The organism is Thiobaca trueperi, from assembly GCF_004342175.1.
In the GTDB taxonomy this organism is placed as follows: Bacteria; Pseudomonadota; Gammaproteobacteria; order Chromatiales; family Chromatiaceae; genus Thiobaca; species Thiobaca trueperi.
Map to the genome: position 1 here is coordinate 1 of NZ_SMAO01000003.1, position 22,971 is coordinate 22,971.

Below are 22,971 nucleotides of genomic sequence, written 5' to 3' on the forward strand. Positions count from 1 at the left end.
CAACGCTTCTATGTCCTCCCGCAAGCGGTCTGAATCATTCATCAATTTGATGGACAGGAGGCAAAAAGGACTTGCGTCAGAACAGAGTATCTACGCGGGCTGCTTGTTAGGCGATTTTTTTCACGGAAAAGGTACGCGATGCGTACCCTGCCCGGCTATTGCTCTTCATAAGTGGCTCGGACATTATCAAGTCGCGTTTGACCAACGGCTTCAGAGCCATCATCCTTCAATACTCTACATGTATAGCCTGGATATGTTTTTTCAAAACGCTTATTCTTCCATTCATTGACAGTCATACTGCGGTTGGCGCGTCGATCAAAGTCGTATTTCGCAAATCCATTAGTTTTTGGATCTACCACATTCCCATTATTATCGAGAACTTCAACGTTGAAATTTTCTAGTTCTGCTAGAGCAGTCATTCGAGTTTGAAGAGTTGTCATTTTTTTCTCTCTTAGTTGTGGAGGTGCTGTCTACCTCCGGTAGGTCGGCTTACTGGAGGCTAACGTGTTCTAGATTGCACTAGGCTGCTCTTGTTCTAGACCGCGCGCAGTCTAGCTCATTACCGTCCTACCAAGACACACGCGATCAAGTGAAGCACGCAACCTTATCGTTCGCAACCTGCCATTCGATTCCCGCCTTTGATCAAGATCATCTCACCGCCAGTTAATCACCGAAACCCCGCCCGCATTGAATCCCGTCCGGAACGACAACCAAACGAGGATGACAGATGATAAACGCCGATGATCTGCGCGCGTTGCAGGCACCGCTGAGGAGCGTTACCGGGATGATTCGGCGGCGGTCGTGACGCTGCGGGCCGGGGGTCAGCCCGCGTAGATGTCGATGATGAACGAACCGCATCCATCGCAAACGATGCGGTCCACCGCTCAACCCTCCGCCCGCGCCGTGACGATCCCCTGTTTGGCCGCCCACAGCGCCACGTCCTCGCGCCGGATCGCGGCGGCCATCAGGCTCGGGAACTGGTCCGGGGTGCAGGCGAAGGAGGGCGCGCCGAGCGCGGCGAGCTTGGCGGCGAGCTGGTGGTCATAGGATGGCGCGCCCTCGTCGCTGAGCGCGAGCAGGACGATGAACTGGACGCCGGACTGGATCAGCTCGGCGGCACGCTGGAGCAGGTTGCGCTCGACACCGCCCTCGTAGAGGTCCGAGATGAGCACCAGGATGCTGTTGCGCGGCTCGCGGATGAGTTCCTGGCAGTAGCCGACGGCGCGGTTGATGTCGGTGCCGCCGCCGAGCTGGACGCCGAACAGCACCTCCACCGGGTCGGTCAGTTGCTCGGTGAGATCCACCACGGCGGTGTCGAACACCACCAGATGCGTTTTCACCGCCGGCAGCGAGGCCATGACGGCGCCGAAGATGCTCGAGTAGACCACCGAGTTGGCCATGGAGCCACTCTGGTCGATGCAGAGGATCACCTCGCGCTGGGTGCGCCGCGCCTTGCGTCCATAGCCGATCAGTTGCTCGGGGACGATGGTCTGGTACTCGGCCTGCCAGTGGCGCAGGTTGGCGCGGATGGTACGGTTCCAGTCGATCTCGGCGTGGCGCGGTCGGCGGTTGCGCTCGGCGCGGTTGAGCGCACCGCTGACGGCGGCGCGCATCGGCTCCTCCAGCTTCGCCATGAGCGCGGCGACGACCTTGTTGACCACGGCGCGGGCGGTGTCGCGGGTCTTGGCCGGGATGATGCCGCGCAAGGACATGAGCGTGGCGACCAGGTGCACGTCCGGTTGCACCGCCTCCAGCATCTCCGGCTGCAGCAGCATGGATTTCAGATCGAGCCGCTCGAAGGCGTCCTTCTGCATCACCTGGATCAGTGGGGACGGGAAATACTGGCGGATGTCGCCGAGCCAGCGCGCGACCCGTGGGGATGATGCACCGCTGCCGCCGCGTAGTCCGCCCGGACCATCCGGGTCGTAGAGCGCGCCGAGCGCGGTGTCGATCTGGGCGTCGATGCCGGAGAGCGCGCAGCCGCAGCCGGACTCGGCCGGTTCGCCGAGAACAAGACGCCAGCGCCGCAGTCGGTTCTGGTTCGGTGCCTGATCGGGGTCGGTCGGGCTGGTCATGGTGCAAGTCCCAGTAGACGTCTCAGCAGGGGAAGGGGCAGCTCACCGCGCGCCTGGTCGAAGGCCGTGGCCCGCGTCGCGGCGGGTGCGGCGGCCGCCGGCCGTCTGGCGCGCTCGCCGAGCTGGCGGCGCTCGGCCGGGGCGAAGGCGGAGAAGGCGCGCCGCAGCAGCGGCACGGCACGCATGAAGTGGTCTTCGGTCAGTCCGGCCAGCCAGCCGTCCACCAGACCCCACAGCGCCGGGTCGTGCAGCAGCACCATGGCGCTCTGGTTCAGGAAGCCTTCCAGCCAGGCCGCGGCCGGCGCCGGGTCGTTGGCGGCCGAGAGCGCCAGCGACATACGCCGCGCGGTCTCTTCCTGGTCGGCCTGCTGGGCGTCGAACAGCAGACGCGCGGCCAGACCGCACACCAGTCCGTGACAGCCGCCGGGCTCGGCCAGGCGGATCAGCGCCGCCGACCAGTCCGACTCGAATCCCTGGTCCTTCAGCAGACGCAGGTTCTGATCGGCACCCTGGATGGCCGAGCGCATGGCGGCGGCCGCGTCGTCGTCCAGCGCCGAGCAGGCGCCCGGCAGTCCGATGGCGGCGCGCGGCACCAGCCCGGCGAGCACGTGCGCCACCATGCCGCCGTCGGTCTGGCGCACGTTGCCGTAGCGCAGGATGGCGGCGAGCGGCGGGACGGCGGCCAGCATCTGCAGCACGTCGCTGGCGACCGCCGCATGGTCCTCCAAGATGTGCGTGACCGGGGCGATGGCCGACTGCAGGTCGGCGAGCAGGATGCGGTTGACCAGCTCGGACAGCTCCGGCAGCGATTTGGCGCGCTCGGCCGAGTCGATGACGAAACGGGTCGCCGCCTCCTCGACCCGGTTGCCCCAGCGGCTGGCCTCGATGATGGCGAGCGTGTGTCTGGGCTCCCACTGCAGGGTCCAGATCTCGTGGAAGGTGCCCTTGGCCGAGCGCCCGCTGCGGCCCAGATCGCCCCAGTCGATGCCGAGCAGCGACAGACGGTGCAGCAGATGGCTGCGTGCCAGGTCGTTGGGCTGGCGCAGATCGAGGTCGAGCGACTTGCGGCTGGCCTCCGGTTTCAGGCGTAGCGCACGCTGGCGCTCGGCGATGTCGCGCTGCAGCGGCACCGCCGGGGTCTGCTCCGGGGTGGTGCCGAGCCGGTCGCCGATGACCAGCGCGCGGGTGATGAGCCGCATGGGGCCGTCCTCGCCCTGGCAGACGACGGTGCGCAGCGCCTCGTCCAGTTCGTCGAGCCCGGGCTGCGGGCGTTCGCGCATGGCGGCCAGTGCATCGGCCAGACGCACCGCCTCGATCAGGTGTGCCGAGGAGCAGTCGAGGTCCTCGTCGCGGAACAGCCGCGCGGCCCTGGCGACCCAGCCGATGGCGCGCTGCTCGGGCGGGCTACGCCAGAGGTGTTCGTACCAGCCGGGTGCGTCGATGCCCGCGCCGTAACCGCTGGCGGTGCTCAGATGCGGGTAGGACCAGGGCACCCAGGTCGCGGCCACCTTGCGTTTGGGCAGCGACTTGAGCAGGGCGTTGTCGTCCTTCGCGCTCGGCAGTTCGGCCAGCGCCGGGACGTGCCAGGCGCCGCAGACCACGGCGATGCGCGTGAAACCCTCTTTCTGCGCCTGGCGCATCGACTTGCGCATGTGCGCCTCGCGCCGGGCCTCGCGCTCGCGCCGCTCGGGTGTCCAGTGCCGGGAGCCGGACTCCTCGCGCACCAGGGTCATGGCCTCGCGGATGGCGGCGAAGAGGTGCAGACCGTCGCCGCGTTCCTCGACCAGGTGGTTCCACCAGGATTCACCGTCGCTGTAACCGGCGGCGCGACCGAGCCAGTCGAGCGGGTCGTCCCGGACCAGATCGGCGGTCTCGGTGTCCGCCGCGGTCGGCTGGTCGGCCGCGTCCTCGGCTGGTGCGGTCACTGGTGGCGTGTCTGGTGACTCGGTCGCCGCCGGCGGTGCATCGGCCTCGTCTTCCGCCGTCTGCGTCCGACCGAGCTGGTGACAGATCGGCAGGTCGAAGAAGCGGGTCGGGATGTCGCGCGCGAGCCCGAAGCGCAGCGCCTGCCACTCGGGCGAGAACTCCGCGAAGGGATAGAAGACCGCGTCGCGCGCGTTCTCCGGGTCGTAGACCAGTAGCGCCACCGGCGGCACGAGCCCGGCGTCACGCATCAGCTCGAGCATCTCCTGCCCGTCGGGTGGACCTTCCACCAGCAGACAGTCTGGCTGCAGCGCCTCCAGCGCCTGGACCAGACTACGCGCGCAGCCCGGGCCGTGATGACGGATGCCGAAGAGGTGGAAGGGGGAGGGCACGGGGAAGTTCTCAGGTGTCAGTTTTCAGTTGTCAGTGTTCTGGTGACGAAGCTCCGGCTTCGTCACCTGCACGATGAAGCTCCGCTTCGCAACTGCGCCAAGCAATTGGAATAGGATCTCCCACATCATCAGCCTGCGCCCGGCGCGCCCGAAAGAGGTCAGAGCCTATGCACGTCAAATCTAGAAGCGGCCGGGTCTTCCGGATCCCCTCGGACGAGGAGGACACCAGGATCCGCGACGGGATCACGGCCGATCCCGATGCATGCGAGCTGTCGGACGAGCAACTGGGGCAGCTGCGTCCAGTGCGACGGTCGACATCCGAAGCGAGCAAAGAGGCCATATCCATCCCGTTATCGTCCGAGGTTCTGGACTATTTCAAGGCATCCGGACCCGGCTGGCAGACCCGCATCGACTCCGCCCTGAGGGAGTGGATCGAGACGCACCCGGCAGCCTGACCGCACCCGCGGCGCCATTCTTCTCGCTCACGACCCCCTTCTGGTGACGAAGCTCCAGCTTCGTCACCCGCGCGATGAAGCTCCGCTTCACGCCCCTGGGCGCGACGTGGCTCACTCCTGCTCCCGGCACGTCCGGTAGAGATCCTTCCAGTCCCCGCGTTCCTTCATCACCGTCTCCTGGTATTCGCGCCAGACAAATTCGTCATGCACCGAATCCTTGACGATGGCGCCGACCAGGCTGGTGGCGATGTTCCCAGCATCCACCACGCGGTCAACGCCACTTTGCCCTCTCAGGACACGGATTGCGCCCGCGGTAGGCTCGGTGTAGCCTCGCTTTGCGCGAAAACTGGCGATGTCATTCGCCGTTTCCGGTCGCCAGTCGAGAGGATCTGACGCAATGAGGACCGATATCCTAGGAGGCCGGTCATGAAGAAGATGCTTGCTTTGATGCTCGCGCTCATGTGCTCGGTCGCGCCGACCGTGCTCTTGGCCGCCGAGCCTAACCTGGTGGGTGACTGGACGCTGACTTTCCAGGGTTATTATGGCAATGACACCGTTGGTGTGACGTATGGTCAAGCCGACATGACCCTTCATATAACAGCCCAGACTGGCGGCGCATTTGCTGGCAACGCCGTGTTGGATGTCGATGGAAGCTCGACCCATGGACTCATCACAGGCGTCGCCCAGAAAAATGAGCTGCATATGGTCTGGGGTGGCAACAACTTCATCCACGGTACCATCGTGAATCCTGGTTCCAGAGGGAAGATGCGACTCAAACTCATCATGGAGACTCAGCAGATGAGCGATGCTGATACCCAGGGCGTTCTCTATGGAACCGGTGTAGCCCAATAAAGAGGCAGGGATTGCTCCTCGTCCACTTATGGTGACGAAGCTCCAGCTTCGTCACCTGCACGATGAAGCTCTGCTTCGCGACCCTGGGTGCGATCTGGCTCACTCCTGCTCCCGGCACGCCCGGTAGAGATCCTTCCAGTCACCCCGTTCCTTCATCACCGTCTCCTGGTATTCGCGCCAGACCAGTTCGTCCTGTACCGGGTCCTTGACGATGGCGCCGACCAGGCTGGAGGCGATGTCCCCGGCGCGCAGTACGCCGTCGCCGAAGTGCGCGGCGAGGGCGACGCCGTTGTTGATGACCGAGATGGCCTCGGCGGTGCTGAGGGTGGCGCTCGAGGTCTTGAGCTTGGTCTTGCCGTCCTCGGTCTGGCCGTTGCGCAGTTCGCGGAAGATGCGCACGACGCGCTGCACCTCCTTGAGCGCCGGCGGCTCGGCCGGCAGGGCGAGCGCGCGGCCCAGCTCGGCGACGCGCTTGCTGACGATGGCGACCTCTTCCTCGGCGCTGGACGGGACCGGCAGCACCACGGTGTTGAAGCGCCGCTTGAGCGCGGATGACAGCTCGTTGATGCCCTTGTCGCGGTTGTTGGCGGTGGCGATGGCGTTGAAGCCGCGCACCGCTTGGACCTCGGTGCCCAGCTCGGGGATCGGCAGCGACTTCTCCGAGAGGATGGTGATGAGCGTGTCCTGCACGTCGGCCGGGATACGGGTCAGCTCCTCGATACGGGCGACCTTGCCCTGTTCCATGGCGCGCATCAGCGGGCTCTGCACCAGCGCCTGGGTCGATGGACCCTTGGACAACAGCTCGGCATAGTTCCAGCCATAGCGCATCTGCTCCTCGCTGGTGCCAGCGGTGCCCTGGATCAGCATGGTCGAGTCGCCGCAGATGGCCGCCGCGAGGTGCTCCGAGACCCAGGACTTGGCGGTGCCCGGCACGCCGAACAGCAGGAGCCCACGGTCGGTGGTAAGGGTGGCGATGGCGGTCTCGATCAGACGGCGGCTGCCGATGTACTTGGGGCTGACCTCGAAACCGTTGTCGAGCCGGCCACCGAGCAGATAGGTCGCCACCGCCCAGGGCGACATGGCCCAGTTGGGCGGACGCTGACGGTTGTCGGCGCGTTTCAGTTCGTCAAGTTCCTCGGCAAAGGCGTGCTCGGCATGCTGACGCAGGATCTGGCTCATGATGATCAGGCTTCCCGGAGTTGGTGGATGAGTGTCTGGCGCTGCCGGATGACGGCGAGGGTTCGGGCCAGGGTGTCGGCGAACGGCTGAAGCTCCGGGCGGTCGAGCGACCAGCCGTCGGCGGCCTCGGCCAGCAGGTCGGCAGGCAGACAGCAGATGAAGTCGGGGAGCGTCCGGCGCAGGCTGTAGTCGTGCACGCCTTGCCCGTCCGCGAGCTGGCGGCGGATCCGGTCCAGCAGGCGGCGCGCGATGGGCGTCGAGAGCAGTGTGCCGTCGTGCATCAGACTCTGGGCGATGCGGCCCAGCATGGCGCCCAGGACGGCGCCGCGCGGCGGGTTTTCGATGACACCCAGCCAGTGCGACTCGCGCTCGGGTGGTGGCAGGCGGTCGATGAGATCGAATGGATCCAGATGGAGCCCCTTGACCGGCAGGCGTTGCAGCAGCGCCTCGATCCAGGCGACCGTCGGTGTCCGCGCCAGTGAGTCGATCCAGGCGCGCAGCAGGGCGAGTTCCCAGTCGGTGCCCTTGGCCCAGCGCACGCACTCGGGCGCATCCAGCCTGGTCTGGCGGTTCCACCAGTCGAGCGGCAGGGCGCGGGCCATCTGATAGAGCCACCAGGCACGCTGGCCGAGCCCGTCACCCTGGGGAACGCTCTCTTCGATGGCGTCCTTCTTCCACTCGGGATCGAAGGTCTCGGGCGGCTCGATGGTCGTCGTCTGGCGCAGTCGCTTGCGTTGCTGCCCGAGACAGGCGCCGACCCGCTCGCCCATGCGGGCGCTGTAGCGGCTGTCCGGCAGTCGAGCGAGCAGTGACGCCGCCTGCTGGCGCACCTCCTTGGCACGGTCCTTCAGACAGCCCTCAAGAAAGTCTTCGTCCTCCGCGCCCAGTCCGGTCGCGAACTCGGCCAGCAGACGGGCACGACCGCGCGCGTCGGTCTCGGCGAAGGTCGCGGCCAGTCGCTGGCGGGCGTCTGCCGGATCGGTGCGGCGCAGCGCGGCGAGGAAGCGTCCGCGCTGTTCCAGCGTGCCCTCGTCCCACCAGAGCGGATCGGGCGTCGTCTCGTCCGCCGCCAGGGCCGGCTGCCATTCCGGGTTGATGCGGGCCAGCCAGCGTCCGCGCTCGCCGACCACTGCCGGCAGCAGCGGGCGCAGCCAGGTCTGCTGGAGGGCGAGTCTCAGTGCGCGCGGCAGCAGACGCGGGGGCAGGGTGCGCCCGGCGCTGGCGAGCTGGCGCAGGGCCAGCGCACGCAGCGGATCGGGGCCGTCGTCGAGGATGGATTGCAGGGTCGAGACCAGTTCCGGTGTCCCGGCTGGCGTCTGCTGCGCGTCCGGGCAGGGCGCGAGCAGAGCCTGTTCGGTGACGCCGGGCAGGAAACCGGCGTCCGCGCAGACGGCGAGCACGCCGGCCAGGCGCAGCGCGGTCGGTTCGGGCGCGCTGGCGTCGGACTGGATCTGGGCTAGCAGTGCGCCGAGTTCACCGTCGGTGCTCGGCCAGTCGGGCGGGCGGCGCTCGGTGCCGATGAGGAGCTGGGTGGCGAGCTGGTCGATCAGTTGCATCAGGCGGGGCTCCGGGCGTCGGTCCAGACCAGTCCGGGCGCCCAGGCGCTGAGCGGCCGCAGATGTTCGCCGTCCCATTCGCCGAACAGGGTGAGCGGCGAGCCGCCAGCGATGGCGACCAGCGGCCAGGCGCCGTCCTCGTTGAGTTGCAGGCGCAGCGCGCAATCGTCATCCAGACGTAGCATCCAGCCAGCCCCGTCGGTCGGCTGCGGGACACCGGCGATTAAAAGACCGCGCGGCGACTGCCACGGATTGGCGGCGATCTGTCCGGCGAGGCGTGACAACATGTCCGCGAGCGCGGTCGGCCCGACCGGCAGGCGATCCGGCTGGCGTTGCGGCGGATCGACGCAGAGCGCACGCAGCGGGGCGGAGCCGGGATAAAAGGCGAGGGTCGCGGTCAGGGTGTCGCCGGTCACCAGACCTGGCTCGAAGCGGGCGCTGCCGTGGCTGTAGTCGAGCAGCAGCGCCTGCCGGCCACTGGCGCGCCCCTGGAGCCAGGCGCGGCGCAGCAGCAGACGCTCTTCCTCGGCGACAAAGACGCCCAATACCAGCCAGTCGTCGCTGACACGCTCGCCGCTGCCGAGCACGGCGTCCCGGTCCTGCGACAGACCCAGCGCCGCGCGCAGGTCGGTCTGCTCGGCGTCCGGCAGCGTATCAAGGCGGCGGGCGCCATCGATCATGAGCTGCATCCGCCCGAGTTCGGCCAGCAGTCGCCCGTGCCAGTGTTCGCCGCGTCCAACCAGCCCGCCCGCACGGCGCAGGCGGTAGGCGAGCCCCGGCAACTGAGCGTCGATCATGCGCGCGGCCATGGCGTCCCAGATCTCCGGCTGGCCCGGAAGCTGGGCCAGACCCTGACGCAGCCGGTCGGCCAGCCAGGTTTCCAGCTCGGCCAAACCATCCTGCATGCGCTGGAGCCGGATGGTCTCGCGGCGGGCGGCGGCCTGTGGATCCGCCGGTGCGGCTGAGACATCAGCCGACTGCTTGCGCTCCTGCCGCTCGGCGCGCTGGGTGCGCGAGGTCAGCCACTCGCTGACCCAGCCCGGCGGCTCGGCTTGGGTGAACTTATCGGCGTGCTGCAAGTGGAGCAGACCCAGCGCCAGACCGTGCTTGCAGGGAAACTTGCGGCTCGGGCAGGTGCAGCGGAAGGCGGGGCCGGAGAGGTCGATCTGAGTCTGGTAGGGCTTGGATCCGCTGCCCTGGCATTCACCCCAGATCGCCGTCTCGTCGTATTCGAGTCGCGGCCACTTGGCCGGGATCACCAGCCCCCTGGCTGACTTGACCGAGGAGGCGTCTGGCGCAAGTTGCAGAAGTTCATCGGCGCTGAGGTTCAGTGGCATGCGGCGCTGTCATCCGTCGTGGTGTGGAACCCTGGCCTGTCACGATCCGCCCTCGCCGGGTTCGCCGTTCTGGTTCTGAGATGCGATCACGGGGCGCTGGACGGGGCATCAATTCAGGTCATTTCCGGGAAATACTATACCCGGATCAGAATTTTGATTTAGACAGGATTAACAGGATTTTCCAAGATGGATGGGATTTACAAATCTTTGTTTTTAATCATGTTAATCTTGGATCATCCTGTTAATCCTGTCCATTGACGGCATTTCGGGCGAGTACGAACTTTGCTGAGAATCGCCTAAGCATCATCCCGCCCAGCGATAGAGGATGCACCCAACACCTCCAGATAATGCGCGGCGCTCTGTGCCTGCTCATAGTCGGCAACTGCCGCCCGCAGCCTTGCAGCCGGCGTCGGTTGTTCCAGCATGCCCTGCATGGCGTCGGCCAGGGCACTGACATCACCGAGCGGCACCAGTGGTGCAATGCGTCCGCCATCGAGAATCTCAGCCGGCCCGCTCGGGCAGTCGGTCGCGACCACCGGCACCCCGAGCGCCATCGCCTCGGTCAGCACATTCGGCGAGCCTTCCCAGGCGGAGGAGAGCACGAACAACCGCGCCCGCGCCAGCCAGGCATAGGGATTGTCCTGAAAGCCGGGCAGCTCGACGCTGTCGGTCAGGCCCAGTTCGGCGATCAGTGATTCCAGTCCGGCGCGTGCGCCGCCCTCGCCGAGGATCAGCAATCGGCAATCGCGGGTCGCCCGTACCTGAGCGAAGGCGCGGATCAGGGTCGGAAAATCCTTCTGGCGCTGCAAACGTCCCACACCCATGATGACCGGAGGCTGATCGGGCATCAGCCAGGGATGCGGGCAGGGCGCGGCGGCCTGGATCGTCAGGTCGGGCGTGATGACCGGATTGCGGATGACCTGGATCCGCTCGCGCGGCAATCGGGCGATGCGGGCGGTATCCTCGGCGACGCCATTGGACACGGCGACGATCCGATCGATGCGGGGATACAGCAGCCGGATCGGTGCATAGCGCAGCCAGCGTTCAACCGGCGTGCGGTCGGCCATCGCGGTGGACAGATTGGTGCCCAGGCGCAGCACCAGACGGGTATCGGTCCCAGCCAGTGCGCGCGCCAGCACGGCGGTGCGCCCGGCGCGGTCTTTTGCTGCCAGCAGGGCAGCAGGCCGGCGCTGGCGCAGATAGCGGGCCAGCGCCGGAATCGCCGCCAGGGTGTGCGTGACGTTCAGGTGGATCGGATTGACCTCGGGCGGCAGACGCGCCAGATGCGGGCTCTCGGCGCGCACCATGACCAGATCGACCGGCTGTCCAAGATCCACGAAGCCGTGCAGCAGATTGATCAGCATGCGCTCGACGCCACCGGCGCCGGAGAATGAGGCGAAGACGGCGAGCGGGGCGGGGATAACCCCGTTTGAGTCGGGCAGTGGGCGGCTGTTCAAGGTTTCTGAGATCCGGACGCAAGGTGTTTGAGTGTGCGGCAGCCGGGTCATGATAACTGAGCCGTCTGGTGCAGTGGTTGAGGCGATGATCCGTGTCAGCCAGGCACAAATCTTCCTCCGTCCCCGGTAGTCAACCAGACGCGGCTGACTTATTCTTCTGAATCACGGGATCAATCATCGTTTCTGGAGTCATCGCAATGGAGAGAAATCGGCTGATCGGAAGGCTTTTTCCGTTGATTTTGCTGGGATTGTCTGGCGGTGCCCTGGCGGTTGAGGTCTTTCCGCAACCCCAGGCCACGGGCATGGCGCAGTCCGCGCAACAGCTTGTGCAGCAGGCCAGCGTGCAGCGGTTGAGCGCGCTGATCGGACAGCGTCCCACACTCTCCGCCGCCAGACTGGAACTGACCGATGCGGATCGGGAGCGGATCGATGCAGACAACAGGGCGGCTCGCTCTGGTGCGCCGCTCAAGGTTGGTCTCGTCAAGGCGCTGGATATGCGCATTGATCTGCAACCGCTGGATGTCGATGCGATGACCGATCAGACCTATTCGTTCCTTGGCGGGCATGTCCGCCGCGCCGAAGGACACCTGACCTGGGCCGTGCGATTGGATACTGTGGGAGCGGCAGGTGCGCGGTTTCGCTTCGATGACGTCAGTCTGCCGAATGGGGCGTCGATTCATGTCTATAACGATGCCGGCGCGTCCCATACCTACTCTGCTGATCGCAAGAGTTTCTGGACGCATTCCGTCACTGGAGACCAGATCTACATTCAGGTCGAACTGCCCGATCAGGCCAGCGACAACGCTCACTTTCAGATCGGCGCCGTCATGCTGCTCGATGCCTCATCGGAGGCGTTCTGCCCCAACAATGCGCCCTGCGTCGAGGATGGCTCCTGTCATGACACCAGCGAATGGTCCGAAATCGACAAGGTTCGCAAGGCGGTCGCGCGCTTCAACTTCATTGAAGACGGCTGGAGTTACCTCTGTAGCGGCGGTCTGCTGGCCGATACCGACGACACCACGGCCATCCCCTATTTCCTGACCGCTGACCATTGTGTCAGCACGCGCGAGGTCGCCGCCACGGTGGAGACCTGGTTCGACTTCCGCACCGCATCCTGCAACAGCGAATGCCCCACCGGGCCGGGAACCTCATCCACGCTGGGCGCGACCCTGCTGAACAATTCAGCCCTCAACGATCACAGCCTGCTGCTGCTGGACGAAGAGCCGCCAGCGGATGCCTGGTTTCTGGGCTGGACCGACACCCCGGTCGCGCGCGCCAATGAGACCATGCTGTACCGTCTGAGTCATCCCCGTGGCTCGCCGCAGGCCTATTCGACCCATCGGATCGACACGAACGCTGAGACCTGCGGCAGTCTGCCGCGCGGTCCTTTTATTTACAGCCGTGATGTCGTTGGTGCAACGGAAGGCGGCAGCAGCGGTTCGCCTGTGATGCAGTCCAACGGTCAGGTTGTCGGTCAGCTTTACGGCGCCTGCGGTCTTGATCCCGACAATGTCTGCGATGTGGTGAACAACGCCAGCGTCGATGGCGCCTTTGCCAGTTATTTCCAGGATGTCGCGAAGTGGCTCAAACCCGATCCGCTCAATCTCCCGCTGACCCTGCAAAAGTTCGGCAGCGGCAAGGGTCGCGTGCAGTCGTCGCTGGACGCGGGTGATCCCGAGGCATTGGCTCAGGCCGGACTCAGCGTAACGCCGAAGCTGGCAGGCGGCACCCAGGTCGCGCAAACCGACTGGCCCTGGCAGGCCGCCATCAAGATCAGCACCTGGCGGGTCAATGGCGAATGGACCTGCGGCGGGTCGGTCATCGATTCCAGATGGGTGCTGACCGCCGCGCACTGTATCGTCGATGGCATCGAGGATCCTTATCACGAGTTTGTCACGGTCGCACCCGCCAACATCCAGATCCGCGTCGGTTCCGAGCGGTTTGAGTTTGGCGGACAGACCACAGGGGTCAGGCGCATCGTCAAGCACCCGGATTTCGATCCCGTCACCCGTGACAACGATCTTGCCCTGCTCGAACTCAAGGAGGCCGTCTTTGTCGAGCCGGTGCGTCCGGTCACTCTGGAACGCGAAGAAAAGCAGGCCTGTCCCGGCATTCAGGGCGCGGTGACTGGCTGGGGCACTGATGTCGCCTGCGGTCAGACGGCCAGGGTGCTGTCAAAGGTCAACGCCAGTCTGGTCGATCCGGCGCAGTGTCGCACGGCTTACGGCGCTGACAGCATCACCGGCAACATGCTCTGCACCGCGCCCGGAACGGATAATGGCACGCTGTGTCAGGCCGACGAAGGCAGTCCGCTGGTGGTCAGCAATGGTCGGGGTGGCTATGTCCAGGCCGGCATCCTGAGCCGGGGTGACGATGACTGCACGAACCCAACCCGACCGACCGTCCATACGCGCCTTGCCAATTATGTCGGCTGGATGGAAGGCATGACGGGCCTGGATCTGACCTCCGAGGTTGGCTCTGGCATCATCGACTGCGGCAGCACCTGTTCCGCCGAGTATCCCGGCGGCACCACCCTGACGCTCACCGCCACCGCCGATCCGGGATCCACCTTTGCTGGCTGGGGCGGCGCCTGCGAAGGCACCGAGAGCACCTGTCAGCTCACCGTGACCCAGGCGCTCAACGTCCGGGCGACCTTCAACTCGATTAACGCTCAATCGCGTGCGTGCGCAGGCTCGCCTTAGGTGAATCCGGCTGGGGCGAGCGAGCGTGAGCCCCAGCCGGATCACGCTTGGTGCGCCTGCTTTATCAACGCGGTTACGCGCGCGAGCAGGTACTTGAGCTATTTCGTATTCTGGATTGGATTCTCCGCCTGCCGGATGCGCTCTCACCGCGCCATCTGCCCCACAATGCCCTGAATCCCCGGATGTTCCATCAGACGCTGAATGCGCGGATCCGCACGCAGCCGCTCCAGATCGCCAGCGAGGATCAGGCGCGTCAGTTCAGGGTCGGCAAGGACGGCCTGAATCGCCGGGTCGTTCTGGAGCGCCGTGATCTGTCCCATCAATCCAGGATTGGTCGCCAGTTGCTGTTGAATGGAGGCGATCTCAGGCCCGTAGGCCGATACGTCGGGCGCGATCCCCCCGCCGCTGCCCGGCGGCTGAATCGAGCGGATCGCTGACTCGGGAACCGACATCTCGCCCAGGGTCGTGGAGCGGATCCGATACTGGCCGTTGTCGATCCCCACCAGCTCGCCGGTAATCAGGCTGCCATCGCTGAGTTCAATCCGGCTCTCGCCGGCCAGGAGCGGGTTGCCGCCTGCCAGAAGAAGACCGGCGATCAGTCCGCCCGCGACCCGCTGTCTTGAAAATACACGAAACATATTCATTAACCTCTCGATTGAAGAGCAATCCAAAGGATTGATGGTATCCTTGCCGCCGGACTTGAAAACAGCGCCGCGTCACGAAACGCTTAAACCGCGCCCACTCCGATAATCCTTGAGCCTGCCGGGGCCGACCCGATCCACAAACATCGCCTATCGCGCCGGGCGCGGTTTAAACCGTATGAATATGAATCTCTTGTTTGTTGCGCTCATCCCGTTGATGGGCGCTGCGCTGACCGCCTGGGTGTCCCGCTTCGGGCGCATGGGGTCGGCCTGGACGGCAGGAGGCGTGACGCTCCTCGCCCTGCTCTGTCTGCTCCCCTCGGCGGCGGCACCCTTTGATGGCGAGGTCATCGTGCAGCGATGGCCCTGGATCCCCGGCGCCGGTCTGGATCTGGCCTTCCGTCTGGATGGTCTGGGACTGCTGTTCGCCCTGATGATCCTGGGGATCGGCCTGCTGGTGATCCTCTATGCCCGCTATTACCTGTCCGAGCATGACTGCATGGGGCGCTTCTACGCCTATCTGCTGCTGTTTATGGGCTCGATGCTCGGCATCGTGCTGGCCGAGAACCTGATTCTGCTGCTGATCTTCTGGGAGATGACCAGTCTCTCGTCCTTCCTCCTGATCAGCTACTGGCGTGGGCGCGAAGATGCCCGGACCGGGGCACGCATGGCGCTCACCGTTACGGGTCTGGGCGGTCTGGCGATGCTCGGCGGCTTTCTGCTGCTGGGCGAGATCGCCGGCAGCTACGATCTGTCGGTGATCCTGACGATGGGCGATGTTATTCGTGCCCATCCGCTCTATACCCCGATGCTGGTGCTGATCCTGCTCGGCGCCTTCACCAAATCGGCGCAGTTCCCCTTCCATTTCTGGCTGCCCCATGCGATGGCCGCGCCCACGCCGGTCTCGGCCTATCTGCATTCGGCCACCCTGGTCAAGGCCGGGGTCTTTCTGCTGGCGCGACTCTTTCCGGTGCTCTCCGGCACGCCCGAATGGTCCTGGCTGGTCGGCGGCGCGGGGCTCACCACGCTGCTGATTGGTGCCTGGTTCGCGCTCTTCAAGCATGATCTCAAGGGTCTGCTGGCCTATTCCACCATCAGCCATCTGGGACTGATCACCCTGCTCTTTGGTATCGGCACGCCACTCGCCGCCGTGGCCGGCGTCTTTCATATCATCAACCACGCGACCTTCAAGGCGTCGCTCTTCATGGCCGCCGGGATCATCGACCATGAATGCGGCACCCGCGACATGCGCCGGGTCAATGGTCTGTGGCGCTTCATGCCCTATACAGGCACCCTGGCGATGGTGGCGGCGGCCTCGATGGCGGGGGTGCCGCTCTTCAATGGGTTCCTGTCCAAGGAGATGTTCTTTGCCGAGACCGCGACCTTTTTCGAGGAGCACGCCTGGGGCTGGCTGCTGGCGCTGGCCGTCGTGATCGCCGGGATGCTGGCGGTCGCCTATTCGCTGCGGTTCATCCATGATGTCTTTTTCAATGGCGAGCCGGTCGATCTGCCACGCACGCCCCACGAACCCCCGTTCTGGATGAAGGCGCCGGTGGCGGTGCTGGTCGCGATCTGTCTGCTGGTGGGCACGCTCCCGGCCTACACCGTGGCGCCACTGCTCCAGGCGGCCTCGGCTGGCGTACTGCAAGCGCCGCTGCCCGGCTATGATCTCGCCATCTGGCATGGTCTCGGTCTGCCCGTGCTCATGAGCATCCTGGCCCTGACCGGCGGGCTGCTGATCTATGCGGCGCGCCGCCCGCTGTTTGCACTGGCCGCGCGGCTGGAGGGTCGATTGGACGCCCGCGCCATCTATGACTGGGCACTCGGGCGGACGCTGGATTTTGCCGGGGCCGTGACTCGACGGCTTGATACCGGCTCGCTGCAACGGATGCTGCTGTTTTTCATGCTGTCTGCCCTGACGCTGGGTGCAATCGGCTTCATCGGTGGTGGTTCGTCGCTGACCGGGCCGCGTGTCCTGCTCCCGGTCGATGGCGTGAGCATCCTGATCGCGCTGGTGCTGGTGGCGGTTGCCATCGGCACCCTCATTCTGCACCGTCAGCGTCTGACGGCGCTGATCGTGATGGGCGCGCTGGGTCTGCTGATCGCGCTGATCTTCGTCAAGTTCTCCGCCCCTGATCTCGCCCTGACCCAGCTCACGGTTGAAGTCGTCACCATCGTGCTGCTCCTGCTGGCGCTCTATTTCCTGCCGCAGCAGAGCCCGGCTGAATCCAGCCGCGCGCGGCGCATCCGTGATCTTGGCGTGGCGACCCTGGCCGGCGGCGGTACGGCGGCGCTGACCTGGGCCATCCTCAGTCGTCCCTTCGACTCCATCTCGGGTTATTTCCTCGCCAACAGCGTTCCCGGCGGCGGCGGAGCCAATGTGGTCAACGTGATCCTGGTCGATTTTCGCGGCTTCGATACGCTCGGTGAAATCACCGTGCTCGCGCTGGCCGGGCTGGGCATCTACGCCATGCTCCGCGAGCTGCGTCTGCCCGGGCCGACCCACGACGATGCTGGGCGTCCCTGGAACTGGGACGCGCACCCCACCATCATGGCCGCGCTGGCGCGACTGCTGCTGCCGCTCGCGCTGCTGGTGTCGGTCTTCATCTTCCTGCGCGGTCACAATCTGCCGGGCGGCGGTTTCATCGCCGGACTCGTCACCGCCGTCGCGCTCATCATGCAATATCTGACGAATGGCGTGGAATGGACGCACCGCCGTCTCTCGCACGATCTGCACCCGCTGATCGGCTGGGGTCTGCTGATCGGCACACTCACCGGGCTGGCGAGCCTGATCTTCGGCTATCCCTTCCTGACCTCAACCTTTACCCATGTCCACTGGCCAGTCGTTGGCGAGTTCGAGCTGGCCTCGGCGATTGCGTTCGATCTGGGCGTCTATCTGGTCGTGGTCGGCGCCACCCTGCTGATCCTGGTTCATCTGGGTCTGATGCATGGAGCCAGTCACCCCAAACAGGGCATTCAACAGGAGTCGCGCTGAATGGAAGTCCTCATGAGTTTGATCGTTGGCGTCCTCACCGCCTGCGGGGTCTATCTGACCCTGCGCGGACGCACCTTTACCATGGTGCTGGGACTCACCTTTCTGTCCTATGCCGTGAATCTCTTTCTGTTTGCCACCGGGCGGCTGGTCGTCGGTCAGCCGCCCGTCATCGCGGCACAGATGGCGGGCTACACCGATCCACTGCCGCAGGCGCTGGTGCTCACGGCCATCGTCATCAGCTTCGCGATGACCGCCTTCATCGTCATGCTGGCGCTCAAGGCTTATGCAGAACTCGGTAACGATCAGGTGGACGGGCGTGCGGGGCAGGGGGGTGAGCCGTGAATCATCTGGTCATCGCCCCGCTGCTCCTGCCGCTGCTGACGGGCACGCTGCTGTTACTGCTGCGTCGCGTCCTGCCGCTCAATGTACGCCGCTGGCTGAGTCTGGCGGCAGTGACGGCGCAGGTGGTGCTGGCCGCGCTCCTGCTGCTGGCCGTCAGCAACGGCGACATCCTGGTCTATGCGCTCGGCAACTGGCCGGCGCCCTATGGAATCGTGCTGGTCGCCGACCGGCTGTCGGCCTGGATGCTGCTGATTACGGCGCTGCTGGCCTGGTTTGCCCTGCTCCATGCCATCTGGGGGACGGATCCGGGCAACCGCCACTTTCATCCGCTGTTCCAGTTGCAGCTGTTCGGTCTCAGCGGCGCCTTCCTGACCGGCGATCTCTTCAATCTGTTCGTCTTTTTCGAGATCCTGCTGCTGGCGTCATACGGTCTGCTGCTGCACGGCGGCGGCGCGGTGCGCACCCGCGCCGGGCTGCATTTCGTCGCCCTGAATCTGGCCGGCTCGACCCTCTTTCTGTTCGCCGCAGGAACCTTCTATGGCACGCTCGGCACCCTCAACATGGCCGATCTGGCGGTGAGAATCGCCGCGACGCCGCCCGACAATCTGAGTCTGGTGCGGGCGGCGGGACTGCTGCTGTTCGGTGTCTTCGCGCTCAAGGCGGCGCTGGTGCCGCTGCATCTCTGGCTGCCGGCGGCCTATTCGGCCACCTCCGCGCCGGTCGCTGCGCTCTTCGCCATCATGACCAAGGTGGGGGTCTATGCCTTGCTGCGGGTCGGCACCCTGATCTTCGGCGGGGAGGCCGGCCCGGTGGCGCATCTCTATGCCCCCTGGCTGCTGCCGCTGGCGCTCGCCACCCTGATGCTCGGCGTGCTGGGCGCGCTCTCGGTGACTGATCTGCGCCGACAGATTGCGTATCTGGTCGTCGTCTCGGTGGGACTGCTGCTGACTGCTTTCAGTCTCGGTACGCAGGCCGGGATCGCCGCCGGACTCTATTATCTGGCCCACACCACCTTTGCCGCTGCGGCCTTTTTCCTTCTGGCGGACAGCATCGCCAGGGGGCGCGGCGAGCGGCTGGACCGGCTGCATCCCGGTCCGCCGCTGGCGCAGGCCGGACTCGTCGGCGGGCTGTTCTTCATCACCGCCGTGCTGATCGCGGGTCTGCCGCCGCTGTCGGGCTTTCTCGGTAAATTTCTGGTGCTGCGTGCCGCGCTCGCCGAGCCCGTCTGGCCGTGGGTCATGGGACTGGTGCTTACGTCCAGCTTGCTCGTTGTGGTCGCGCTCGCCCGTTCCGGCAGTCTGCTGTTTTTCCGCGCCCAGGGCGTTGCCGCTGCCCCGCCCGTCACAGCCGGCGCGCTGCTTCCAGTCGCGGGATTGCTCGCGCTCTGTCTGGCCCTGACGCTCCAGGCCGGCCCGCTCGTTCGCTTCACCCAGGCGACAGCGGATCAACTGCTGCATCCACAAGGCTATATCCAGGCCGTCCTCCAGCCAATCGCCGACCGGGAGACTCAACATCAATGACCATCCGGCTTCTGCCCCATCCCATCCTGACCCCGCTCCTGACGCTGATCTGGCTACTGCTGGTCAACAGTGCCGCACCCGGACAGATCCTGCTCGGCCTGCTGCTGGGCTGGCTCATTCCACTGTTCACCCTGCGCTTCTGGCCGGATCGGGTGCCCATCCACCAACCACTCACCCTGCTGCGCTTTCTGTTCCTGCTGATCTATGACATTCTGGTCGCCAATGTCATCGTCGCCTTCCGGATTCTGCTGGGACCGAAGCATGTGCAGCCGGCGTTCGTGGTGGTGCCGCTCGATCTGCGTTCCGATCTCGGCATCAGCCTGCTGGCCAACACCATCTGTCTGACGCCGGGGACCGTCTCGGCCTGGCTCAGTCCCGACCGTCGCACGCTGGTGGTGCACGGGCTCGATGTCCGCGACCCGGAGGCGCTGGTGACCACGATCAAGCGCCGTTATGAGACGCCACTGCTGAAGGTCTTCGAGCCATGCTGAATCTTGCCGTCATCATCGCCTTCGGGCTGGTCTCAGCCGCCTTGGCGCTGACGTTCTGGCGTCTGCTGCGCGGACCGGATCAGCCGGATCGTATCCTGGCGCTCGACACCCTCTATGTGAACGCCATCGCGCTCCTGGTTCTGCTCGGCATCCATCTGAACTCGTCGCTCTACTTCGAGGCCGCGCTGCTGATCGCCATGATGGGCTTTGTTGGCACGGTCGCGCTGTGCAAATATCTGCTGCGCGGCGACATCATCGAATAGGCCCACCATGCTCGACATCCTGCTCTCCGTTCTGATCCTGACCGGCGCGATCTTCACCTTCATCGGCTCGCTGGGGCTGGCGCGTCTGCGCGATTTCTACACCCGTCTGCATGGCCCGACCAAGGCCACCACGCTTGGCGTCGGCAGCCTGCTGATTGCCTCCATGATCCATTTCAGTGCTCAGGGCGAGGGCGTGAGTCTCCATGAGATTCTGGTCACGCTGTTTCTCTTCATCACCGCCCCGGTGAGCGCCCACCTGCTGTCGAAGGCGGCGCTGCATCGGCGGGTAGAGTCACAGGCGCAGGTGCCGGCGCAGATCGAGGAGGCGGAGACACAGACCCATTTTGCTGCGCCAACGGTTGATCGCCTTTGATTTGCACGCTGTCTGTAACCGACAATCACGCCTGTCTTGCAGTCAATATCGGGGGTCTCTGTGGCAAAGGCATGGTTTCTGGAAGGCTACATCGGTGATTCCAAGCTCATCCGACGCTTGCGCCTGAACGAGTTTCCCTGTCGTGTCGGGCGTCAGCAGGATCTGACGCTCCCGCTCGATACGGTCGGCGTCTCGCGCAACCATGCCGAGTTTGTCGCCACCGGCGATGGCCGGCTGATCCTGCGCGATCTCAACTCCACCAATGGCACCTACATCAATCGCCAGCGCCTCGCGGGCGAGCAGGAGGTTCAGGCCGGCGACATCATTCACTTCGCCGATCAGGAATTCCGTCTGGTTGTCCAGGATCTCACCCCTTCCCAGCCGCTTTATCAGACCCAGATCGGCATCGGCCTGCTGCCCGAAAAGCTGCCGCAGGGCGCACGTGAGTTCCAGCAGATGCTGCTTACCGGCGCCGTCAGCGCCGCCTTTCAGCCGATTGTCGATGCACAGGGGAGCGTGGTCGCTCATGAACTGCTCGGTCGCGGCGCCTTTCCGGGCCTGCCGTCCTCGCCCTGGCCGCTGTTCCAGATCGCCGAGAGCCTGGACCTGGAGATCCCCTTCAGCGATCTGCTGCGCTGTCATGGCGTCGCCACGGCCTACCAGATCGATCCGCATGGCACCTATTTTTTCAACATCCATCCGCGCGAAACCGAGCAACCCGACCAGTTACTCCGGCGCATGGATCTGATGCGCGAGACCTTCCCGACCCTGCGGCTGGTGCTGGAAATCCACGAGGGCGCGGTCACCGATGTGCCGTTGATCCGCCGGATCCGGGACCATCTCAAGGATCTGGTGATCGATCTCGCCTATGACGACTTCGGCGCCGGTCAGGCGCGGTTGATCGAGCTGACCGAGGTCTCGCCGGACTACGTCAAATTCGACATGGCCCTGATCCAGGGCATCGACACGGCGACCGAGGCCAAACGTCAGATGCTTGGCATGTTCCAGCAGTTCCTGCGCGGACTGGGCATCGCGACCCTGGCCGAAGGGGTCGAGACCGCCGCCGAGGCCGAGGTGCTGCGGGATCTCGGGATCGATCTCTATCAGGGCTATTACTTCGCGAGGCCGGGCGATTTGCCCGTCACCGGCCATCTGGGGGCTTGGGGCAAGACATGATGTCATTGCGTGCAGCGGAGCGCGGTCTCTGTCTCGGGATAGGATTCAGCGGGACGGCAGCGACCAGCGTCCGGCGGCGGTCTCGTCCGACTGGCGCGCCTCGACCCAGCGTTCGCCCGCAGCGGTGCTTTCCTTTTTCCAGAAGGGCGCGCGGGTCTTGAGAGAGTCGATAAGGAATTCGCAGGCGCGAAAGGCGTCGCCGCGATGCGGGCTGACGACGCCGACAAAGACGATGGGATCCTGGGGCTCCAGCGTTCCGACCCGGTGGATGAGCGTGACGCCTTCCAGTTGCCAGCGCGCGGCGGCCTCGTCGGCGATGGCGGTCAGCGCCTTTTCGGTCATACCCGGATAGTGCTCCAGGGTCAGATGCGAGACGCCCTCGTTGAGATCACGCACCAGACCAACGAAGCTGACCAGCGCGCCGACGCGGGCATTGCCACGCCAGAGTGCCTCCTGTTCGGCGGCAAGGTCGAACGGCTCGGTCTGAACCTGAATGCGGCGCATCGATCAGCCGAGGGGGGCGACACCGATCATGGCCTGATGCAGCCAGAAGATGAAGAGCAGATAGAGCACCAGTCCGCCGACGAGGGCGATGGCATCGTTGCGCGGGCCGGGCGGTGCGCCCTGTACCGGCGGTCCAATCCGGTGCTTGAGCGAGATGCGGTCGGCGATGGCCCAGGCGAGAAAGGCGCCGAACAGGAGCAGATCGTGCAGTCCGCCGTTGGCGAGCAGATGAGCCAGCGCCCAGATCTTGACCGCCAGCAGCATCGGGTGCTTGACAGCGGTCTGGATGCGCCCCGGCAGATAGGCGGCGAACAGCAGGGTAAAGACCGGCAGCATCAGCAGCAGATTGATGTGCTTGAGCCAGGACGGCGGATGATACAGAACGATAGCAGCCTGACGCGCCTCGCCGTATCCCGCGAGGATCAGCATGAACCCGACCAGTGAGATCAGGCCATAGACGGCCTGCCAGGCCATGGGGCCGAATCGCTCGATCGCCGCCGCCCGCCACTGTGGTCTGACGATGGAGATCGAGTGCATGCCGAGAAAAACGATCAGACCAAGAATCAGCATGGTCATGTGACAACTCCTTAAACCGCGCCCGGCACGGTATGCGATGTTTTTGGATTGGATCGACCTTGGCAGCATCGACGACTGTCGGTGCTGGCGCGGTTTAAGCCTGTCTATTTCATCTGCATGGCGAAATCCTGATTTCTGCCAACTGCCTAAACCGCGCCTCCA

21 protein-coding genes are annotated in these 22,971 nt (G+C 65.1%); 10 read left to right on the forward strand and 11 right to left on the reverse strand.

Going from position 1 to position 22,971, the window contains the following annotated elements; translation table 11 throughout:
- Positions 1-155: 155 nt before the first annotated feature.
- From EDC35_RS05875 to EDC35_RS05885, 3 genes are all read right to left on the reverse strand, one after another.
- Positions 156-440, reverse strand: a complete 285-nt coding sequence (locus EDC35_RS05875) for a hypothetical protein (protein WP_132976325.1) — start codon at positions 438-440, stop codon at positions 156-158.
- Positions 441-884: 444 nt separating this feature from the next.
- Positions 885-2,075 carry a vWA domain-containing protein gene (locus tag EDC35_RS05880; RefSeq protein ID WP_132976326.1) on the reverse strand — a complete coding sequence of 397 codons (1,191 nt, stop codon included), beginning with the start codon at positions 2,073-2,075 and terminating at the stop codon, positions 885-887.
- The gene (locus EDC35_RS05885) at positions 2,072-4,390 is read right to left on the reverse strand and encodes a DUF5682 family protein (protein ID WP_132976327.1); all 2,319 of its coding nucleotides are present in this window, start codon (positions 4,388-4,390) and stop codon (positions 2,072-2,074) included. Before EDC35_RS05885 ends, EDC35_RS05880 begins: the two co-directional genes overlap by 4 nt.
- A 167-nt stretch (positions 4,391-4,557) precedes the next feature.
- Here EDC35_RS05885 and EDC35_RS05890 point away from each other — a divergent pair, with 167 nt between their 5' ends.
- The gene (locus tag EDC35_RS05890; RefSeq protein WP_132976328.1) at positions 4,558-4,845 is read left to right on the forward strand and encodes a BrnA antitoxin family protein; all 288 of its coding nucleotides are present in this window, start codon (positions 4,558-4,560) and stop codon (positions 4,843-4,845) included.
- A gap of 111 nt (positions 4,846-4,956) precedes the next feature.
- Here EDC35_RS05890 and EDC35_RS05895 read toward each other — a convergent pair whose 3' ends face one another.
- Complete coding sequence (locus tag EDC35_RS05895) at positions 4,957-5,109, reverse strand: hypothetical protein (RefSeq protein ID WP_207896134.1); 153 nt, start codon at positions 5,107-5,109, stop codon at positions 4,957-4,959.
- Between the two features lie 162 nt (positions 5,110-5,271).
- Between EDC35_RS05895 and EDC35_RS18485 the strand changes: the two genes are divergently transcribed.
- Complete coding sequence (locus EDC35_RS18485; RefSeq protein ID WP_165903361.1) at positions 5,272-5,697, forward strand: hypothetical protein; 426 nt, start codon at positions 5,272-5,274, stop codon at positions 5,695-5,697.
- A gap of 99 nt (positions 5,698-5,796) precedes the next feature.
- Here EDC35_RS18485 and EDC35_RS05900 read toward each other — a convergent pair whose 3' ends face one another.
- The 4 genes from EDC35_RS05900 to EDC35_RS05915 all read right to left on the reverse strand — a co-directional run bounded on the left by EDC35_RS05900 (position 5,797) and on the right by EDC35_RS05915 (position 11,226).
- Positions 5,797-6,876, reverse strand: a complete 1,080-nt coding sequence (locus EDC35_RS05900) for an ATP-binding protein (RefSeq protein ID WP_132976329.1) — start codon at positions 6,874-6,876, stop codon at positions 5,797-5,799.
- A 5-nt stretch (positions 6,877-6,881) separates the two neighbouring features.
- Positions 6,882-8,432 (reverse strand): DUF5691 domain-containing protein, encoded by a 1,551-nt coding sequence (locus EDC35_RS05905; RefSeq protein WP_132976330.1) that lies wholly within the window; start codon positions 8,430-8,432, stop codon positions 6,882-6,884.
- Entirely contained in the window at positions 8,432-9,769 is a 1,338-nt protein-coding gene (locus tag EDC35_RS05910) for an SWIM zinc finger family protein (RefSeq protein WP_207896136.1), read from the reverse strand. Before EDC35_RS05910 ends, EDC35_RS05905 begins: the two co-directional genes overlap by 1 nt.
- A 296-nt stretch (positions 9,770-10,065) precedes the next feature.
- A complete protein-coding gene (locus EDC35_RS05915) occupies positions 10,066-11,226 on the reverse strand; it encodes a glycosyltransferase (RefSeq protein ID WP_279387981.1) in 1,161 nt (386 codons plus the stop codon).
- Between the two features lie 248 nt (positions 11,227-11,474).
- On the opposite strand from EDC35_RS05915, the gene EDC35_RS05920 reads away from it, so the two are divergent.
- The gene (locus EDC35_RS05920; protein WP_165903363.1) at positions 11,475-13,928 is read left to right on the forward strand and encodes a S1 family serine peptidase; all 2,454 of its coding nucleotides are present in this window, start codon (positions 11,475-11,477) and stop codon (positions 13,926-13,928) included.
- Between the two features lie 143 nt (positions 13,929-14,071).
- Here EDC35_RS05920 and EDC35_RS05930 read toward each other — a convergent pair whose 3' ends face one another.
- A complete protein-coding gene (locus tag EDC35_RS05930; protein ID WP_132976333.1) occupies positions 14,072-14,572 on the reverse strand; it encodes a hypothetical protein in 501 nt (166 codons plus the stop codon).
- Positions 14,573-14,753: 181 nt separating this feature from the next.
- Between EDC35_RS05930 and EDC35_RS05935 the strand changes: the two genes are divergently transcribed.
- From EDC35_RS05935 to EDC35_RS05965, 7 genes are read left to right on the forward strand one after another with little or no spacing between them, the layout of a single operon-like run.
- Positions 14,754-17,564: a monovalent cation/H+ antiporter subunit A gene (locus tag EDC35_RS05935; RefSeq protein ID WP_132976736.1), complete on the forward strand. Its 2,811-nt coding sequence runs from the start codon at positions 14,754-14,756 to the stop codon at positions 17,562-17,564.
- Complete coding sequence (locus EDC35_RS05940; RefSeq protein ID WP_132976334.1) at positions 17,565-17,906, forward strand: Na+/H+ antiporter subunit C; 342 nt, start codon at positions 17,565-17,567, stop codon at positions 17,904-17,906.
- The gene (locus EDC35_RS05945) at positions 17,903-19,426 is read left to right on the forward strand and encodes a monovalent cation/H+ antiporter subunit D (RefSeq protein WP_132976335.1); all 1,524 of its coding nucleotides are present in this window, start codon (positions 17,903-17,905) and stop codon (positions 19,424-19,426) included. The genes EDC35_RS05940 and EDC35_RS05945 overlap by 4 nt, the downstream gene beginning before the upstream one ends.
- Positions 19,423-19,917: a Na+/H+ antiporter subunit E gene (locus EDC35_RS05950; RefSeq protein ID WP_132976336.1), complete on the forward strand. Its 495-nt coding sequence runs from the start codon at positions 19,423-19,425 to the stop codon at positions 19,915-19,917. The genes EDC35_RS05945 and EDC35_RS05950 overlap by 4 nt, the downstream gene beginning before the upstream one ends.
- The gene (locus tag EDC35_RS05955; protein ID WP_132976337.1) at positions 19,911-20,180 is read left to right on the forward strand and encodes a K+/H+ antiporter subunit F; all 270 of its coding nucleotides are present in this window, start codon (positions 19,911-19,913) and stop codon (positions 20,178-20,180) included. Before EDC35_RS05950 ends, EDC35_RS05955 begins: the two co-directional genes overlap by 7 nt.
- Positions 20,181-20,187: 7 nt before the next feature.
- Positions 20,188-20,553: a Na+/H+ antiporter subunit G gene (locus EDC35_RS05960; protein WP_132976338.1), complete on the forward strand. Its 366-nt coding sequence runs from the start codon at positions 20,188-20,190 to the stop codon at positions 20,551-20,553.
- A 60-nt stretch (positions 20,554-20,613) separates the two neighbouring features.
- Positions 20,614-21,729, forward strand: a complete 1,116-nt coding sequence (locus EDC35_RS05965; RefSeq protein WP_132976339.1) for an EAL domain-containing protein — start codon at positions 20,614-20,616, stop codon at positions 21,727-21,729.
- A 45-nt stretch (positions 21,730-21,774) separates the two neighbouring features.
- On the opposite strand, the gene moaE is transcribed toward EDC35_RS05965, so the two are convergent.
- Both moaE and EDC35_RS05975 read right to left on the reverse strand, forming a co-directional pair.
- A complete protein-coding gene (gene moaE, locus EDC35_RS05970; RefSeq protein ID WP_132976340.1) occupies positions 21,775-22,233 on the reverse strand; it encodes a molybdopterin synthase catalytic subunit MoaE in 459 nt (152 codons plus the stop codon).
- A 3-nt stretch (positions 22,234-22,236) separates the two neighbouring features.
- Complete coding sequence (locus tag EDC35_RS05975; protein WP_132976341.1) at positions 22,237-22,809, reverse strand: NnrU family protein; 573 nt, start codon at positions 22,807-22,809, stop codon at positions 22,237-22,239.
- Positions 22,810-22,971 lie beyond the last annotated feature (162 nt).

What these genes read in the sequence shown, in the direction of transcription:
- EDC35_RS05960 (WP_132976338.1), top strand. Translation starts at nt 20,188, where the DNA reads ATGCTCGACATCCTGCTCTCCGTTCTGATCCTGACCGGCGCGATCTTC.
- EDC35_RS05955 (WP_132976337.1), top strand. Translation starts at nt 19,911, where the DNA reads ATGCTGAATCTTGCCGTCATCATCGCCTTCGGGCTGGTCTCAGCCGCC.
- moaE (WP_132976340.1), bottom strand. Translation starts at nt 22,233, where the DNA reads ATGCGCCGCATTCAGGTTCAGACCGAGCCGTTCGACCTTGCCGCCGAA.
- EDC35_RS05900 (WP_132976329.1), bottom strand. Translation starts at nt 6,876, where the DNA reads ATGAGCCAGATCCTGCGTCAGCATGCCGAGCACGCCTTTGCCGAGGAA.
- EDC35_RS05910 (WP_207896136.1), bottom strand. Translation starts at nt 9,769, where the DNA reads ATGCCACTGAACCTCAGCGCCGATGAACTTCTGCAACTTGCGCCAGAC.
- EDC35_RS05930 (WP_132976333.1), bottom strand. Translation starts at nt 14,572, where the DNA reads ATGAATATGTTTCGTGTATTTTCAAGACAGCGGGTCGCGGGCGGACTG.
- EDC35_RS05935 (WP_132976736.1), top strand. Translation starts at nt 14,754, where the DNA reads ATGAATCTCTTGTTTGTTGCGCTCATCCCGTTGATGGGCGCTGCGCTG.
- EDC35_RS05905 (WP_132976330.1), bottom strand. Translation starts at nt 8,432, where the DNA reads ATGCAACTGATCGACCAGCTCGCCACCCAGCTCCTCATCGGCACCGAG.
- EDC35_RS05880 (WP_132976326.1), bottom strand. Translation starts at nt 2,075, where the DNA reads ATGACCAGCCCGACCGACCCCGATCAGGCACCGAACCAGAACCGACTG.
- EDC35_RS18485 (WP_165903361.1), top strand. Translation starts at nt 5,272, where the DNA reads ATGAAGAAGATGCTTGCTTTGATGCTCGCGCTCATGTGCTCGGTCGCG.
- EDC35_RS05890 (WP_132976328.1), top strand. Translation starts at nt 4,558, where the DNA reads ATGCACGTCAAATCTAGAAGCGGCCGGGTCTTCCGGATCCCCTCGGAC.
- EDC35_RS05975 (WP_132976341.1), bottom strand. Translation starts at nt 22,809, where the DNA reads ATGACCATGCTGATTCTTGGTCTGATCGTTTTTCTCGGCATGCACTCG.
- EDC35_RS05940 (WP_132976334.1), top strand. Translation starts at nt 17,565, where the DNA reads ATGGAAGTCCTCATGAGTTTGATCGTTGGCGTCCTCACCGCCTGCGGG.
- EDC35_RS05950 (WP_132976336.1), top strand. Translation starts at nt 19,423, where the DNA reads ATGACCATCCGGCTTCTGCCCCATCCCATCCTGACCCCGCTCCTGACG.
- EDC35_RS05875 (WP_132976325.1), bottom strand. Translation starts at nt 440, where the DNA reads ATGACAACTCTTCAAACTCGAATGACTGCTCTAGCAGAACTAGAAAAT.